This window comes from Alkalibacillus almallahensis (assembly GCF_011761495.1).
GTDB classification, from domain to species: Bacteria; Bacillota; Bacilli; order Bacillales; family Alkalibacillaceae; genus Alkalibacillus; species Alkalibacillus almallahensis.
Genome location: NZ_JAASRU010000003.1, coordinates 203,405 through 220,545 on the forward strand (window position 1 = coordinate 203,405; position 17,141 = coordinate 220,545).

General features: G+C 38.5%; 16 protein-coding genes and 2 tRNA genes. 1 reads left to right on the forward strand and 17 read right to left on the reverse strand.

The window, feature by feature from the left end; all coding sequences use genetic code 11:
* Positions 1-2: 2 nt before the first annotated feature.
* The 16 genes from walK to FHR85_RS04535 all read right to left on the reverse strand — a co-directional run bounded on the left by walK (position 3) and on the right by FHR85_RS04535 (position 15,549).
* Positions 3-1,826: a cell wall metabolism sensor histidine kinase WalK gene (walK, locus tag FHR85_RS04460; RefSeq protein WP_167261492.1), complete on the reverse strand. Its 1,824-nt coding sequence runs from the start codon at positions 1,824-1,826 to the stop codon at positions 3-5.
* A 5-nt stretch (positions 1,827-1,831) separates the two neighbouring features.
* Positions 1,832-2,539 carry a response regulator YycF gene (gene yycF, locus FHR85_RS04465; RefSeq protein ID WP_167261558.1) on the reverse strand — a complete coding sequence of 236 codons (708 nt, stop codon included), beginning with the start codon at positions 2,537-2,539 and terminating at the stop codon, positions 1,832-1,834.
* Positions 2,540-2,687: 148 nt separating this feature from the next.
* The gene (locus FHR85_RS04470; RefSeq protein ID WP_167261494.1) at positions 2,688-4,244 is read right to left on the reverse strand and encodes a LysM peptidoglycan-binding domain-containing M23 family metallopeptidase; all 1,557 of its coding nucleotides are present in this window, start codon (positions 4,242-4,244) and stop codon (positions 2,688-2,690) included.
* A gap of 279 nt (positions 4,245-4,523) precedes the next feature.
* Positions 4,524-4,599, reverse strand: a tRNA-Phe gene (locus FHR85_RS04475).
* A 110-nt stretch (positions 4,600-4,709) separates the two neighbouring features.
* Positions 4,710-4,786: transfer RNA gene (locus FHR85_RS04480), tRNA-Asp, on the reverse strand.
* Positions 4,787-4,986: 200 nt separating this feature from the next.
* Positions 4,987-6,276, reverse strand: coding sequence for an adenylosuccinate synthase (locus FHR85_RS04485; protein WP_167261496.1), 1,290 nt, complete (start codon positions 6,274-6,276; stop codon positions 4,987-4,989).
* A 531-nt stretch (positions 6,277-6,807) separates the two neighbouring features.
* Positions 6,808-8,160 (reverse strand): replicative DNA helicase, encoded by a 1,353-nt coding sequence (gene dnaB, locus FHR85_RS04490; protein ID WP_167261560.1) that lies wholly within the window; start codon positions 8,158-8,160, stop codon positions 6,808-6,810.
* 44 nt (positions 8,161-8,204) lie between these two features.
* Positions 8,205-8,651 (reverse strand): 50S ribosomal protein L9, encoded by a 447-nt coding sequence (gene rplI, locus FHR85_RS04495; protein WP_167261498.1) that lies wholly within the window; start codon positions 8,649-8,651, stop codon positions 8,205-8,207.
* Positions 8,648-10,621, reverse strand: coding sequence for a DHH family phosphoesterase (locus FHR85_RS04500; protein ID WP_167261500.1), 1,974 nt, complete (start codon positions 10,619-10,621; stop codon positions 8,648-8,650). The genes rplI and FHR85_RS04500 overlap by 4 nt, the downstream gene beginning before the upstream one ends.
* 32 nt (positions 10,622-10,653) lie before the next feature.
* The gene (locus FHR85_RS04505; protein ID WP_167261502.1) at positions 10,654-11,592 is read right to left on the reverse strand and encodes a YybS family protein; all 939 of its coding nucleotides are present in this window, start codon (positions 11,590-11,592) and stop codon (positions 10,654-10,656) included.
* 225 nt (positions 11,593-11,817) lie between these two features.
* On the reverse strand, positions 11,818-12,045 hold the full coding sequence (gene rpsR / locus FHR85_RS04510) for a 30S ribosomal protein S18 (RefSeq protein ID WP_167261504.1): 228 nt from the start codon (positions 12,043-12,045) through the stop codon (positions 11,818-11,820).
* 28 nt (positions 12,046-12,073) lie between these two features.
* Complete coding sequence (ssb, locus tag FHR85_RS04515) at positions 12,074-12,568, reverse strand: single-stranded DNA-binding protein (protein WP_167261506.1); 495 nt, start codon at positions 12,566-12,568, stop codon at positions 12,074-12,076.
* Positions 12,569-12,580: 12 nt separating this feature from the next.
* Entirely contained in the window at positions 12,581-12,868 is a 288-nt protein-coding gene (gene rpsF, locus FHR85_RS04520; protein ID WP_167261508.1) for a 30S ribosomal protein S6, read from the reverse strand.
* Between the two features lie 127 nt (positions 12,869-12,995).
* Positions 12,996-14,096, reverse strand: coding sequence for a redox-regulated ATPase YchF (gene ychF, locus FHR85_RS04525; protein ID WP_167261510.1), 1,101 nt, complete (start codon positions 14,094-14,096; stop codon positions 12,996-12,998).
* Between the two features lie 189 nt (positions 14,097-14,285).
* Positions 14,286-14,486: a DUF951 domain-containing protein gene (locus FHR85_RS04530; RefSeq protein ID WP_167261512.1), complete on the reverse strand. Its 201-nt coding sequence runs from the start codon at positions 14,484-14,486 to the stop codon at positions 14,286-14,288.
* Between the two features lie 37 nt (positions 14,487-14,523).
* Positions 14,524-15,549, reverse strand: a complete 1,026-nt coding sequence (locus FHR85_RS04535; protein ID WP_167261514.1) for a YkvI family membrane protein — start codon at positions 15,547-15,549, stop codon at positions 14,524-14,526.
* 82 nt (positions 15,550-15,631) lie between these two features.
* Between FHR85_RS04535 and yyaC the strand changes: the two genes are divergently transcribed.
* The gene (gene yyaC / locus FHR85_RS04540) at positions 15,632-16,225 is read left to right on the forward strand and encodes a spore protease YyaC (protein ID WP_167261516.1); all 594 of its coding nucleotides are present in this window, start codon (positions 15,632-15,634) and stop codon (positions 16,223-16,225) included.
* A gap of 17 nt (positions 16,226-16,242) precedes the next feature.
* Here yyaC and FHR85_RS04545 read toward each other — a convergent pair whose 3' ends face one another.
* Positions 16,243-16,962 carry a DUF554 domain-containing protein gene (locus FHR85_RS04545; protein ID WP_167261518.1) on the reverse strand — a complete coding sequence of 240 codons (720 nt, stop codon included), beginning with the start codon at positions 16,960-16,962 and terminating at the stop codon, positions 16,243-16,245.
* Positions 16,963-17,141: the final 179 nt, after the last annotated feature.

Sequence of the window (17,141 nt, forward strand, 5' to 3'; positions counted from 1 at the left end):
CATCACCCTCGCTTCTTACGCATCAACGGTAGACGGAATGAGATTGTAGTCCCTTGATTCTCACGACTTTCAGCACGAATAGTTCCATCGTGTGCTTCGATTATTTCTTTTGCTATAGCCAAACCAAGTCCAGTTCCGCCTAACTGACGGGTCCGAGCTTTATCAACACGATAGAAGCGATCAAAGATTTTATCAATCTTCTCATCAGGAATCCCGACACCTTCATCGGTCACTTTAGTCACAATATGGTGCTTTTGGACTTCAACTTTGACTTGAATTTGGCCGCCCTCAGGAGAATATTTCATCGCATTCGAAATGATATTATCGAGGACTTGTGTAATTTTATCAGAGTCCATCCAAACATAATAACGTTTATTCGGCAGACCGCGTTCAATAGAAAGGCCTGGCCTTAAATTAATCTCAAATCGATCGACAATTTGATCAATAAACGCAATATATTCTGTTCGCTTCTTCTCTAATCTGTAATCCTTATTATCCATTTTTGAAAGTTGTAATAAGTCATTCACGAGTCGAATCATTCGTTCAGACTCATTCTGAACAACATTCAAGAACTTCGGTGCAATCTGCTCATCTTGCCATGTGTTCCCATCAGTTAACGCTTCTAAATAACTCCGCATCGTCGTTAGCGGTGTGCGTAACTCATGCGATACATTCGCGACAAATTCGCGTCGTTCACGTTCAACCTTCTCTTCTTCCGTGACATCACTTAATACAGTTAAGAAGCCATTCATTTCTTCCTCATCATCTTGGAAGACTGAGAAATTCGCTTTAAGTAATAATTCTTGATTTCCATCTGAAAAGTCAATAATTGTGCTACTAAGTTCCTTAATTTCATCTAAGTGATCCACATGATCATATAATCCGAGCACATCAAGAAGGGGTTGTCCTTGTACTTCAATGTACTCTTTGCCGATCAATTTCGATGCGGGCTCATTCATTAGAATGATGTCGCCATAATCATCTGTTGCAATCACTCCATCTGTCATATTCGATAAGACTGAACTTAACTTACGCCGTTCTTCTTCTGTTGTTGCCTGTGCTAAGTGTAATTGCTCATTTAATTCATTAAAACTAACTGCTAATTGACCAATTTCATCTTCACCATGAACTTCAACTTGATTGGAATAGTCACCCGTTGCCATTACTTTCGCCTGTTTCCGCATTTCCATAATGGGTCGAGTGATCGTCCTGGCGACTAATACACCTAATAAAGCAGAAACTGTAATCGCGAGCATCGTACCATTTGCAAAAATACTGTTAATATCATCGAGCTGTGAATAAACACTTTCAATCGAAGCTTCAAGCGATAAAGCTCCGACAATCTCGCCATCCGCTTCAATTGGCGTGGAAATCACAAGCGTTCGGTGCCCAATTTGAGAGTTATAGACAATGGTTTCTTCTCGATTACCTCCTGGTGAGAGAGCTCGTTGAATCCTGGGCTCAGTCGTACGGTTACCAACATTCTCTTGACCAAACTGGCTCGTGGTCCCTAATACCCGACTATTACTATCAATGACTTGGATTTTGGTTATGTCTTCTGAATCAAAGTCATAAATAATCGACTGAACGTCTTGTTCAAGTGACGGTTCATCCTCATCACGTTCAGCGGATAAAGCTTGTTCTAAGTTATAATTCAGTAATTCTACACGGTCGTTAATCGATTCAGTAAAATTATCTAATAATTGCGTTTCAAGTTGGCGAGCAAAATAGGCACCAATCACTTGAATAGCAATTAGTAATAATAGAATATAAATAATAATAAATTTTAATTGAATCGATTTGAAGAAGCTTTTAAGCCTATTCATTCAATCTACTCCTGCTCAGGATTTCGTAGGTAGTAGCCCACACCTCGTCGCGTCACAATCCATGTTGGGTTACTCGGGTTGTCTTCTATTTTTTCACGTAATCGACGAACGGTCACATCCACTGTCCGGACATCGCCGTAATAGTCGTAACCCCATACGGTTTCAAGTAAATGTTCACGTGTCATCACTTGTCCTATATGTTTAGCTAAGTATAATAAGAGTTCAAACTCTCGGTGAGTTAAGTCTACTGGCTCACCGTAGCGTGTAACGGAATAATTTTCTCGGTTAATATCAAGGCCGCCGATCTTAATATTAGGAATCGACCCTTGAGGTAATTCTTGCCCTTCTGTCCCACGACGTCTTAAATTCGCTTTCACACGGGCAATGAGTTCCCGATTACTGAACGGTTTTGTGACGTAATCGTCAGCGCCTAATTCTAAGCCTAACACTTTATCGATTTCTGAGTCTTTGGCTGTCAGCATAATAATCGGAATTTGATAATCTTGACGAATTTCCCGACATACTTCCATACCATCTTTCTCAGGTAACATAATATCTAATAAGATTAAATCAGGTTCTTCTTGTTTCGTTAAATTGACTGCTTCATCTCCATCATAAGCACAGATTACATCATAACCTTCTTTTTCTAAGTTAAATTTTAATATATCTGCAATGGGTTCTTCATCATCGACAACTAAAACTAAATGTCGCATCATCTGACACCATCCTTAAACGTATTTATTTCTTATTTTATCTTAATTTAGTGTAATTGTCTTACTATTTCCCTAATTTTACTTTAGTTACACTTTTTTGACCTATTTAAAGAACCTCTAGCTAATTTTTTAGCTAGAGGTTCAAAACTTATTTGAAATAAGGTCCTGGATTAATGGAACTACCATTCTTCTTGAGTTCTAAGTGGAGATGTACCCCTGTTGAACGTCCTGTTGTACCCATTTGGCCAATAGATTGACCTTTTTGAACAGTTTGACCAACATTAACATCAACTGATGATAAGTGGGCATACAATGTACGATAACCGTTATTATGGTCGATAATAACTCGATTACCGTGACCACCTGAATGATAACCAGCTTCAACAACCGTTCCGTTATCAGCAGCTTTAATTGTACGGTTACTGACACCAGCAATATCGATTCCATTATGGTGAGAACCCCAGCGTGGACCATAAGTACTTGTTAAATGACCACCTACAGCAGGCCAAGCGAAGTTCCCTGTTCCACGAGAAGGAATCACTTTAGTTCCTTCTTTAATAATTTTATCCTGAGCTTCTTCTACGACTTCTTCATCTACTTTTTCTTTAGAGACTTCCTTGCCATTCTCTACTTTAACCTGATATGTGATTTCTTTCTTACCATCAGATCCCTCTTGCTCTACTTCTGATTCGCCTTCATAAAGCGAATCCGTTTCTTCGGTTACTTCTTCATATTCAATCGTTTCTTCTTCTGTCACTTCTTTCGAATAGCTAACATCAACTAGAGAAGTCGTTCCTTTTACGTCAAGGCTTTGCCCTACTTGAATAACACTATCTTCTTCTAAATCTGAGTTTAAGCTGACTAATTCGTCAGTGCTTAAGTCATGTTTACTAGCAACAGTTGAGATTGTTTCACCATCTTGAACTTTATAAGACTGCTCTGTTTCAACGCCTCGTTCAATTAATTTAGCTAGTTGTTCAACTTCAAGTAATTGTTGAGATTCTACTTTTGTTTCTTTAAATGAAACATCTTCGGTAAATCCGACGTCTAATTTCGTAGAACCTTCATCTAATTCAATTGATTGTTGGAAGTATAATTCTTGATTTTCTTTATCTGGGTTATCAGATAAATCAGTGTCTAATGATGATTCTGGTAGTAATTGACTGATTTTTGCTGATTTATCTTGTTTATCGAATTTGTCTTTTAATAGTTCAAAATCTTGATCAACATCATCTGGTAAATCGTCATCAATAACTTGATTAACAGCTTGATTGGCTTCATCTAAATTGTTGACATAACCAAGCACCTGATCACCAACTGTTAATTCAATAGCTGATGCAGCAAATGATAAATCTTCTTCTAATGTCGATTTTACTTGATCTGTACCATCTGGCTCTGAGAAGACAAATTCTTCAACGAATTTAATCTCTTGAGAAGGCACCAAGTCAATATTTTCATCAGAATGAGATTTTTCAGCTGATTGTTCTTGTTCATCTATAAAATCTTGAACATTTTCTTTATTTCCTACCGTTCCTATATGTTTATCATCCATGTAGACGTGGTATACATTTGATAGATTAACGTTTTCACTATCAGCATGCACCGTTCCGAAGATCAATCCTGTACCTAAAACAGATGTTACAATTGTTTTCTTTAGCCAAGATTGACTGAGGAGATTGCTGATTTGTGTCTTACTATGAGACATTAACGTCCTCAAGTTAACCAATTTCTTTTCCCCCAATAAGTTCCTATGTTATTTATATGTTTACTCTATTATATTTAGATAGATTTAAACTGACAGTGTACAATGTACCATAAATTCTTTACCAGAATAAACCGTTTTAACACACTTGTAATGAAATTGTATAGAACTTGGAATAAATTTGAACTCCAACCAATGTAATGGTAGTTAAATTGTTGATTAGTGGATTTTTTTGTCAGTTTTTTGATATAAAAAGACACAGTCAATGAACTGTGTTAAAAATGGTGGCTCGGGACGGAATCGAACCGCCGACACACGGATTTTCAGTCCGTTGCTCTACCGACTGAGCTACCGAGCCGTATAATAATAAAATATTGTTATTTCAAACACTATGTTTTCTATTAAATAGTGTTTTTTTACTCACAGACTTAGGTGATGATCTTGTTTTCACGTGAAACATAATTAGAATGGCGGTCCGGACGGGACTCGAACCCGCGACCTCCTGCGTGACAGGCAGGCATTCTAACCAACTGAACTACCGGACCTTTTGCCGACAGATTAAATCTTATCACAGCCATTTTCTCTTTGACAAGCTATTTTATAAAATTAATAAAAATTCCCGCCTCCTCATATCAGTTGAGGAGGCGGGTTCTTTATGTGAGCTCATTATTTATTAAATTAATAGCTCTATTTATGAGATAACTTCGACAACTTATTTAACAAAATCGGGAGATTATTTAATAAGTTATTGGAAAAGAGCGTGACGGACAATCGTCTGGTCTCGGTCTGGTCCAACTGAAAAGATCGCCACACGCGTCTGAGTTAAAGCTTCGATGCGCTCAATATAATGTTGTGCCGCTTCAGGTAAATCTTCAAATGAACGAACATTCGATAAATCTTCCTGCCAGCCTTCCAACGTTTCATAAACTGGCGTACATGACGTTAACGTTTGGTGAGTTGCTGGATAGCTCCTGATTGTTTCACCATTCACATTATAACCGACACAAATTTTCACTTGATCTAGTCCTGATAATACGTCTAATGAATTCAACGATAAATCAGTCACACCACTTGTCCGACGAGCGTGGTTTAAGACAACCGCATCAAACCAACCCACACGGCGAGGACGACCTGTTGTCGTACCATATTCGCGGCCTACTTCTCGGATTTGTTCACCGATCGCATCATCTAATTCTGTTGGAAATGGACCGTCTCCTACACGTGAAGTGTACGCCTTAGAGACACCAATAATCCGATCAATCTTATTAGGACCGATTCCACTCCCTGTTGCAACACCTGAAGCTGATGTATTCGATGAGGTCACGTAAGGATAAGTACCATTGTCGATATCCAACATGACACCCTGTGCTCCTTCAAACAAGACATCTTGTCCTTCATTTAAAGCTTCATCTAATATAAATGATGTATCTTCTACTAATGGTGCCAATTGTTCGCCATAAGCTCGGTAAGTTTGGAAAATCTCATCTGCATCCAGTGGTTCTGCATCATACAGTTTAGTTAATAGATGGTTCTTTTCTTCAACTTCACGCATAACTCGTTCATAAAGCTGATCAGGTTCAATAAGATCTGCGATTCGAATCCCTGATCGATTAATCTTATCACTATAGGCTGGACCGATCCCTTTTTGAGTCGTACCAATTTGAGATTCTTTTCCTTTAGCCGCTTCTTGCAAACGATCTAGCTCAATATGATACGGCATAATCACGTGAGCACGGTTACTAATTCGTAAATGATCTAAAGAAATCCCAAATTCCTTTAAGTAGTTCATTTCCTTATTCAAGGATTCTGGATTAATCACCATCCCGTTGCCCAACAAACAAAGTTTATCGGGGTTAAACACACCTGATGGAATCAAGTGTAGTTTGTACGTATCTCCGTTAAATTGAATCGTATGCCCAGCGTTATCGCCACCTTGATAACGTGCGACGATATCCGCTTGTTTCGCTAAGAAATCTGTAATTTTACCCTTTCCTTCGTCTCCCCATTGCGTTCCTACAACCACTGCTGTCGTCATGCTGATTCCTCCTAAACATTCCGATATCTTTTTCATCCACGGCTATATTATCATAAACTAGACACCTATTGAAACAAAATCCGAATAAAACTTTTGTGAACTTTAGTAATGTACGCATTTAAGTTCCGAATCAAATGTTGGGGTACTTTCTTAAGAGTACTTCTTATTTATGCCATTTGGCTTTTATACCCTTATATTTATGTTGCAAATGCACGTAGTTCCTTTGCTTTATTTTGATGATATATAGCAAGGATAACAAAAAGGAGTTTGCGTGCTTTTTTTGTCTCATCAAACCACTAAGTTGGCGTCAGGTGAGGAGCGTAGGTGGTGACGCCTGCGGGAACAGCACGCGTCTCGAGACCCCGCAGGCCATGCTTTTCGGCCGAGGAGGCTCGAGCCGTGCCCGCGGCAAGCATCCACCGTAAGCGGATCGCCTGACGCCAACGGCCGCCATCAGACCTCAAGCTGAATTGTGTCTACCCCAACAAATATATTGGAGCCAAAAAAACCTACACATCTTAATCGTGTAGGTTATGCTGGTGGAATATCTGCGTCACTGTAACGCCTGTCTAAGTCAACGAACTTATTGTACTCTTTCACAAAGGCAAGTTCAACTGTGCCGACAGGACCATTACGTTGCTTAGCAATGATAATCTCAATAATATTCTCTTTTTCGCTTTCTTCTTCATAATAATCATCACGGTATAAGAACCCGACGATATCAGCGTCCTGCTCAATACTTCCTGATTCACGTAAGTCAGACATGATCGGTCGTTTATCTTGACGTTGTTCAACCCCACGCGATAGCTGAGACAATGCGATTACAGGAACGCCTAGCTCTAGGGCTAACGCTTTAAGTGAACGTGAGATTTCGGATACTTCTTGTTGACGACTCTCACTACCTCCGGGTGAGCCTTGAATTAACTGTAAGTAGTCAATCATGATCATCCCTAGGCCTTGATCTTGTTTAAGACGGCGGCATTTTGAACGTATTTCATTAATCTTAATACCTGGCGTATCATCAATATAAATACCAGCGTTTGATAAACTACCCATGGCCATCGTTAATTTACCCCAGTCTTCATCTTCAAGCTTACCTGTACGGAGACGTTGGGCATCGATATTACCTTCTGCACATAACATACGGCTAACAAGTTGTTCACCACCCATCTCCAAACTAAATAAGGCGACATTTTCTTGAGAATTGATTGCCACGTTCTGAGCAATATTCAACGCAAAGGCCGTCTTACCTACAGATGGTCTGGCAGCGATAATCACGAGGTCATTTTTCTGAAAGCCAGATGTGATATTATCTAAATCATTAAAGCCTGTCGCAACACCTGTCACGTCTTCATCATTGTAATGTAATTGTTCAATATTATCATAAACATTGACTAAAACATCTTTAATATTACGGAATTTACCTGAAGATTGAGCTTGCGAAATATCTAAAATTGATCGTTCTGCATAATCAAGCAATTCAGTGACGGCTTCATTTTCTTCAAAAGTCTTCGTCACTATTCCTGTAGCAGATGAAATAATGTGTCGTAAAGTTGATTTTTCCTTTACGATCTGAGCGTAATATTCAATATTAGCTGCTGTTGGAACTGAGTTGGCAATGTCTGTTAAGTATGAGACACCGCCTATATCATTCAACATATCGGCATTTGATAATTCGGTTGTCACGGTTACTAAATCAATCGGCTCGCCCCTGTCCATTAACTGAACCATCATTTCAAACACGCGCTTGTGACTCACCCGATAAAAATCTTCAGGTAAGATAATTTCACTCGCAGTCACAACAGCATTTGGTTCTAGAAATATTGCCCCTAAAACAGCTTGTTCTGCTTCTATATTATGAGGCGGGGTGCGATCGTTTGTCATATCTTCAGCCACATTCGTTCCTCCTCTTCACCGGAGTGCTTCCCTTACTTCTCTGCGACGTGCACCCTTAATGTTCCTGTTACATCTGGATGTAATTTGACTGGAACATTTGTGTAACCTAATGTGCGAATAGGTTCATCCAGTTCAATCTTACGTTTATCAATTTTGATATTATAGTTTTGCTTTAATTCATCAGCAATGTGTTTACTCGTTACAGACCCAAATAAACGTCCGCTATCGCCAGATTTCGCGGATAATTCAACGGTTAAGTCTGCAAGTGTATCTTTTAGATGTTTAGCCTCATCTAGTTCTTCTTGTTCTTTTTCTTCTTGTTTCTTCTTCTGGCCTTCTAGCTGTTTAAGGTTTCCTTTAGTCGCTTCAACTGCTAGATTGTGTTTCAATAAATAGTTACGTGCATAACCTTCGTTTACGTCTTTTACTTCACCTTTTTTGCCTTTACCTTTAACGTCACTTGTGAAAATTACCTTCATGACGAATTCCCTCCTTGCATATAGTCATCGATGATATCTCGTAATTGTTCTTCAACCTGTTCGATTGTCGTGTCTTCTAATTGGGTTGCCGCATTCGTTAAGTGGCCACCACCGTTCATTTTCTCCATTAAGACCTGAACGTTAATATCCCCTAATGAACGGGCACTGACACCAATTTGATTGTCACTTCGTTCGGAAATGACAAAGGATGCTTGCACCCCATCCATCGTCAGTAATGTATCAGCTGCTTGTGCAATAATAATTGGCCCATAACTCTCGCCTTCATTACCTTTAGCAATCGCAACACCTTCTTTAAAGACCGTCGCATTCTTAATCAGTTCACTTCTTTTCACATAAACGTCTAGATCTTCTTTAAGCAGTTTTTGGACGAAAACGGTATCTGCCCCTTTCGACCTTAAATATGACGCTGCATCAAACGTTCTCGATCCTGTACGTAAAGTGAACGACTTCGTATCGACAATAATACCAGCTAATAGAGCGGATGATTCAAGTGTACTTAACTTCACCCGTCCATCTTGATATTGTAACAACTCAGTTACGAGCTCTGCAGTTGATGAGGCATAAGGTTCCATATAAACGAGCGTTGGATCATTAATGAACTCTTCAGCACGTCTATGGTGATCAATAACCACAACATGTTCTGTTCGATTTAATAATTTTTCTTCCATCACCATCGACGGTTTATGCGTATCGACAACGACAATAAGCGTATTCTTCGTTACCATATCTAACGCTTCATCTGGTGAGACGAATTGTTCGGCTAATGAATCATCTTCATCTATTTCATCGATTAACTTTTGAACACCTGTATTCATGCCATCTCGATCAAAGACAACATAGCCTTCTTTATTATTTTGTTGAGCCAGTTTTAAAATACCGACCGATGAACCGATCGAGTCCATATCTGGCATTTTATGACCCATAATTAATACTTGCTCACTTTCATTAACCAATTCCCGTAAAGCGTGAGAAATAACTCGAGCACGGACGCGTGTACGTTTCTCCATTGGGTTAGTTTTACCACCAAAGAATTTCACTTTGCCGTGCTCATCTTTAATCGCAACTTGGTCACCGCCACGACCTAAGGCCAGGTCTAAGCTTGACTGTGCCATGTCACCCAATTCACGTAATTCTGCTGTCCCTCTTCCTATACCAATACTTAAGGTTAACGGAACATTTTGGTCAGAAATCAATTCACGAACATCATCTAATATCTCGAACTTACTTGATTCTAGTTTCTCTAAAATTTCACGATTCATCACAGCAAGAAAACGTTCCTGTGACGTTCGCTTCAAGTAAAATCCATATTCTTTTGACCAACGATTTAAAATGGATGTTACTCGTGAATTCATTCGGCTTTTCGACGTATCATCCATTGCTTGCGTTAATTCTTCGTAGTTGTCTAAATAAATAATCGATATAACCGTTTCTTCATTTTGATAACGTGTTTCTAATTCAGCGTACATCGTTCGATCGAAGAAATAAACGAGTTTTTCTTCTCTTTTAATGACAGCACGATAAATCTTGCCATCAATTTCTATACGTAGTTCATCATCTTCATCTTTAATCGCTTTGATCAGGTCATCAGATAAATCTGATAAGCTCTCTCCGATTAAAGTATCGTCCGCTTCCATAAAATCATTCATGTACGGATTGGCCCACTCAATTTGGTACTCATCATTATATAAAACGATTCCAAAAGGCATCTCCAATAATGCCTCTTCACCAACCTTTTTCACTCGGTAGGATAGGGTTGAAATATATTGCTCAATTTTACGTTTCAAACGGTCTTCCGTTCTTAATCCTGAAACGATAATTAAGGCAAAAATAACCGTTAAAACTGTTCCCACGAGCCAGTGATAATAAAATACAATACCGAGTAGGACCACCGTTAACGCGTGTAATAGCCAAATGGTTCTATTTGTGATTAACTTTTTGACATCATTCATAACACGTCATCTCCTAAGATGAAGTTCATCACTTATTTGTTCCCTTCAAGTCTTTTCCGTAAGTGCAATCCTAAGTCAATGATCCCAATCATTCGTAGCGGAAACACGAGCAAATACGGAAACAGTACAAATACAATCACAGCAATAATCGGAATTGATTTATTCCAATTTTTATAATGTGTATAGTAAAAGATAAATGATAATCCTTGCAATACTAATAATAATCCTGGTAAGGCGTAAAGATTAGTGGCTGCTAAGTACATCGTATCAGCTGGGTCGGTATAAATCCATGACATAATAATACCTAACAAGAAAACCCATATAATACTTGTTGGCAATGAAAAATTCCTGAATGGTGGAAACTTGTATTTCCCTTTTTCTTTACGATTCATCCATTTATGACTTAACCACTGTGAAACGAAAGCCAAGAAAAGGCCAATTAATACCATCATCGTTGGTAACAAATAAATGAGTTCTTGGTATCCTTCTCTAACGACCTCTAAATCTTCAGATGAGACATCGAATCCAGTGTCTTCGACAGTTGAAACTGTTGTATCTATTGATTCTTCCATGGCTGCTTCAAACTGTCCTACCCAATCCATATTAAAGATCATCTGGGTTGATGCATAGACAACAGCCAATGTCACCACAAAAGTGATCGTTCCCTTGGCTAACACTTCGTACGGATGTTGGTCTTGATAAATAGCAACACCAATCATTAAACCACCTAGGCCCATAATCAGGGCGAACGGTATCGTAAACCATGTTAGCAACATACCTATAGCCAATACTAACAGCCACAGAATTAAAGCTGGTTTAAAGCCGTACTTCGATGCAAAAATAATCATCGGAATCGGTAATAAGAGTATGGTTAGAATACTAATCATGGGCACAAAAAATGTGACCATTAATAACGCTAAGAAGGTTAAACCATATGTGGCGGCATGTTGAATGATTTGTTTGTCAGTCATAGCTGGCACCTCAATTATTTTGTTCATTACAATTTGTTAGTCGCATATAGCTATTTTACCAATGATTGATTCAAAATGTAAAAACAAACCACTATGATAAAGTTATATCTATCATATATGAAATAGCCCTTAATGAACAGACATAATATGACGTTCTAATTATGTAGTTGAAGAATAAATAAAATGGTGTTGTAAATGCGATGATTTACAACACCATTTGGTGAATTATTCGTTAACGTATGGCAATAATGCCATTTGTCTAGCGCGCTTAATAGCGACTGTTAATTTACGTTGATACTTGGCAGACGTTCCAGTTACACGGCGAGGTAAAATTTTACCTCGCTCTGAAATGAAACGTTTTAGAAGATCAACATCTTTATAATCAATGTGTGTAATGCCGTTAGCTTTGAAATAACAAACCTTACGACGTTTGCGTCCACGACGTGCTGCCATTTGAGACTACCTCCTTTAAATCATAATTTTAAAATGGTAAGTCATCGTCTGATAAATCGACTGGTTCACCACTATCTTCAAATGGATTCTGCTCTTTAGATTGTGATTGTTGTTGCTGCGGTTGATATCCGCCGCCTTGATTTGATTGTTGCGCTTGGTTTGATGTGTTTCCAGGTTGTCCACCTTGTTTACCCTGGTTGCTGTTTTTTGACTCAAGGAATTGAACACTTTCTGCTACAACTTCTGTCATGAAGATTCGTTTACCTTCTTGATTGTCAAAGCTGCGCGTTTGAATACGTCCATCAACCCCAACCATACTACCTTTACCCATGTAGCTAGCTAGGTTTTCCGCTTGTTTGCGCCAAATAACACAATTAATAAAATCCGCTTCTCGTTCACCTTGTTGGTTAGAGAAAGGGCGGTTTACAGCTAATGTGAAATTAGCAACAGCAACTCCATTCGCTGTATAACGTAGTTCAGGGTCCTTCGTTAACCTACCTACTAATACTGTACGATTTAACACATCAAACACTCCTTATTGTTCGTCGCGAACTGCCATGTGACGAATAATGTCATCAGTGAACTTCGCTTGACGATCGAATTCTTCGATAGCTGTCGAGTCGCCTGTGAAATGAACAACCACGTAATAACCATCACGATAGTCTTTAATTTCATAAGCTAAACGACGCATACCCATTTCATCTACATTTTCGATCTCCGCACCATTATCAGTTAGGACTTTGTTGAAACGCTCGACAACAGCTTGGCGAGCTTCTTCCTCCATGTCTGGGCGGATGATGTACATGATTTCGTATTTATTCATCCGTCTTCACCTCCTCTTGGACTTAGCGGCCCTTAAAAATAGGGCAAGGAGTAATTTTTCTTGTCAATTACTCACATCATAAGATTATAACAAAAACCTAATACAATGACAACCATTGATTAAGTCCTTATACGTTAAATCGGAAATGAATCACATCGCCGTCTTTCACAATGTATTCTTTCCCTTCCAAGCGCACATTGCCTTGTTCTTTAGCCTTAGCCATCGAACCAGCTTCCATCAAATCATCGTACGAAACGGTTTCCGCACGGATAAAACCACGCTCAAAGTCAGAGTGAATCACACCAGCTGCTTGTGGTGCTGTCATACCATTCTTGAACGTCCAAGCACGAACTTCCTGCTCACCCGCCGTGAAGAACGTTGCTAGGCCTAACATATCGTAAGACGCTTTAATTAATTGATCTAACCCTGCTTCTTCGATCCCTAGTTCATCTAGGAATTCAGCTTTTTCTTCGCCTTCTAATTCAGCGATTTCTGATTCAACTTTGGCACAAACCACGATTACACCAGCACCTTCATTAGCCGCGTACTCTTTCACCTGTTGTACCTTTTCATTCTCATCAGCTTCTAGTAATTCATCTTCACCAACATTGGCTACATATAGAATAGGTTTAATCGTTAATAAATGAAGGGATTTTACATACTTCATTTGCTCTTTAGTGAATTCGATCGCACGAGCTGGTTGCTCTGCCTCAAACGCATCCTTTAACTTTTCAAGCACTTCAAATTCATATTGTGCATCTTTATCCTTTTGTTTCATAAGCTTTTCGACTTTTGGATAACGTTTCATCACGGTTTCTAAGTCTGCTAAGATCAGTTCCAAATTAATCGTCTCTATGTCACTGATTGGATCAACACGACCTGAAACGTGTGTGATGTCATCATCCGCAAAACAACGTACAACGTGAGTAATCGCATCTACTTGGCGAATATGCGATAAAAACTGGTTTCCAAGCCCCTCACCTTTACTTGCACCTTCAACAATGCCGGCGATGTCTGTAAATTCAAAAGCGGTTGGAATTGTTTTTTGAGGTTGTACGAGTTCTGATAAATTAAACAAACGTTGATCTGGCACTTCTACGATTCCAACGTTTGGGTCAATCGTCGCAAACGGATAATTCGCTGATACTGCTCCAGCTTGTGTAATTGCATTAAATAATGTTGATTTTCCAACGTTCGGTAAACCAACAATCCCTGCTGTTAATGACATGTTTTATTGCACTCCTTCAATTTTCCGGTCCCAATTTCAAGATTAGTCATACCAATTATAGTGATTTATATAGAAAAAAACAACCGCTACGAAAATCAAAAAAACAAAGGCATTAGCACCTTTGTTTTTCTAAAAATAAAGGTTAATTGTATTTTCACAATAATTGATCGATTGTTTCACGTGAAACATTTATGATTTTTCTTCATTTTTTATCACTTTTTTTACATTCTTATTGAATTTTTTCCGAGGGACCATGACACTATGGCCGCACCCTTGGCATTTAATGCGGATATCCATGCCCATGCGAATGATTTGCCATTCATTAGAGCCACATGGATGCTCTTTTTTCATTTCTACATAATCATGTAACTCATACTCTGGTTGATTCATCATCCTACCTCCCGTTCATCCTTACATTTATAGTTTATCAAATTTTGTGCTGCTTCGCCCGTTTAATAATAGGAAATAATAACAATGTTGCTAGGACATAAAGGTTTATAACACCGTAAAGGGGGTATAGATAACTAATTAAATTCGAAAACCCGACAAAAGTAAAAGGTAAAGCCAGTCCAATTATTAAGACGCCTAATTTGCCTTTGCTATAATTAATCTGTGATTGAATTCGAGCGATTAATCCAAATAAACTAGTGAGTGCCGTGGTGTAAATTGCAAATACTAATAACCCTGTCATCCCAAAAAATATTTCAATTCGATAACCATAGAGAATTGCAAATAATGGTATGTCGTAAAAATATAATTGGTCAGCCACTTGAATTAAACTAATATTGTATAAATAAGATAACACACCTAAAATTAGGCCACTTCCGATACTTGCAATATATATTTCTAAATAGCTTGTAATCTTTTTTCCTATTGCCCCTAACACTGCAATTAATGGTATCACATTCAATGATGTAAATGGAATAGAAGCCATCCAATTACCCTGATCAGTTACGTCATGATATAGTAATGGAACATCCTCTCGCCAAATAAATAGCATAAGTACTACACCTAAAGCAACAATCATTACAGGTAGTAACAGACGATTGATTGATAGAATGCCATCCATTCCTCTAGGTATAATGACTAGCAAGCCGACCACCATACAGATCACACCAACAATCGTTGGCCAATCAAATACCGCAACTGTCGCGCCACTTCCTGATATCATAATAAATATCGTTGTAAATAAGTATAATAAAACGCTCCAGTCATAAAACTTTGCCCATCGTTCACCCACCAACCGTTTTAATAGCGGCATATAATCTTCACTATTAAGCTCATAACTCAAAGTAAGTATGGCGTGACAACTCAAAGTAAACAAAATTGCAAATAACACAATAGCTAAACTACTTTCATGCCCAAAAAATTCCCAAATCTCTCGTCCCGATGCATAACCTGCCCCAATCATAGTTGCAACAATTAAACCAATCCACTGAATACCTTTAACCATACACGTCCTCCGCCTCATATTACGTATAAAAACAACAGCTTATCCATATACTATTTATACATATGCTGAAGGAGTGACGCCTATGCGAGACTCAAAAGACGATTATCTATTTTCTATGCACTACCAAGATCCACATATTACTTGGAAATTAACGAATCAAATTCAAAAAGCGATTCCTCACCCTAATTGTGAGATTATTATTTTATGCATTGGGACGGATCGATCAACCGGGGATAGTTTTGGACCCTTAACTGGTAGCTTTATTCACCAACGGCAACACGATCAATTTAATATCTATGGCACACTTGATCACCCTGTTCATGCTAAGAATCTAGAAGAAACATTAAATACAATTCATGCAACGTTCGAAAAGCCCTTTATTATTGCCATAGATGCTGCTTTAGGCTCCATTGAGTCTCAAAACTCGATCATCGTCGAGCATGGTTCCATGTTGCCTGGAGCGGCAACTGAACAAGCAATTCCTGCAGTAGGCGATTTATCTATAAAAGGCATCGTAAATGTGGGCGGCATTATGCCATTACAAGTACTTCAAAGTACCCGTTTATCTATTGTTATGGCATTAGCAAAAACAACAGCTCAAGCGTTATCTTTACTAAATTATCGTCTAAGACATATTAGAGATTCACAAACAAAACCCGTCCAATCAAATTCATGATTAAGACGGGTTTTCTATTAAAATAGTAATTCAATTTGCGTATAGGCATACAAAATAAAACCAACTGTAATAAGACTAGGTAATAAATTAGCTACACGGATATTAGTTACTTTAATTAAATTCAAACCAATTGCCACAATCAACAGCCCTCCTGTTGATGTCATATCTTCAATAAATAAATCAAGAAATGATTCTGAGACAAAGCGGTCGATTTGCGTTGCGAATAAAGCTATACCACCCTCATAGAGCAATACTGGAATAGCTGCAAAGATGACACCTATACCTAAAGTGGTCGTTAATACAAGTGCCACAAAACCATCAAGAAAAGACTTGGTGTATAACACCTCATGGTCCCCTCTTAAACCACTATCAAGCGCGCCCACCACAGCTAAGGCTCCAATAACAAATATTAGGGATGCTGTCACAAACCCTTCTGCGATTTTAGATTCTGATTGAGTGTTACTTTTAAATTTTGCCTCAATAAAGCCACCTAAACGATTCAATTTCTCATCAATATCAAATAATTCACCAATAATAGCGCCCGTTAAGAGGCTGAGCAAGATCACTACAATCCGATCTGATGTCATGCTCATTGATAGGCCAATTAATATAACGGTTAGACCAATCCCACTCATGACTGTCTCTTTAAAACGCTCTGGAATACGACTAAAAAACAAACCTATTAATGTACCAACCACGATGCCAAACCCATTCACAATAGGACCAAGCAATTCCATATGTATCACCACACTTCAAATCAATCACCAATGTTTCACGTGAAACATTGGTCTTATTTTCTGTACTTGACCAATTAAAATTTGAAAAAAGGTTCTAAGTCAAATGTTGGGGTGCTCTCTTAAGAGCACTCCTTACTTATGCCATTTGGCCTTGTATATCCTTATATTTATGATGCAAT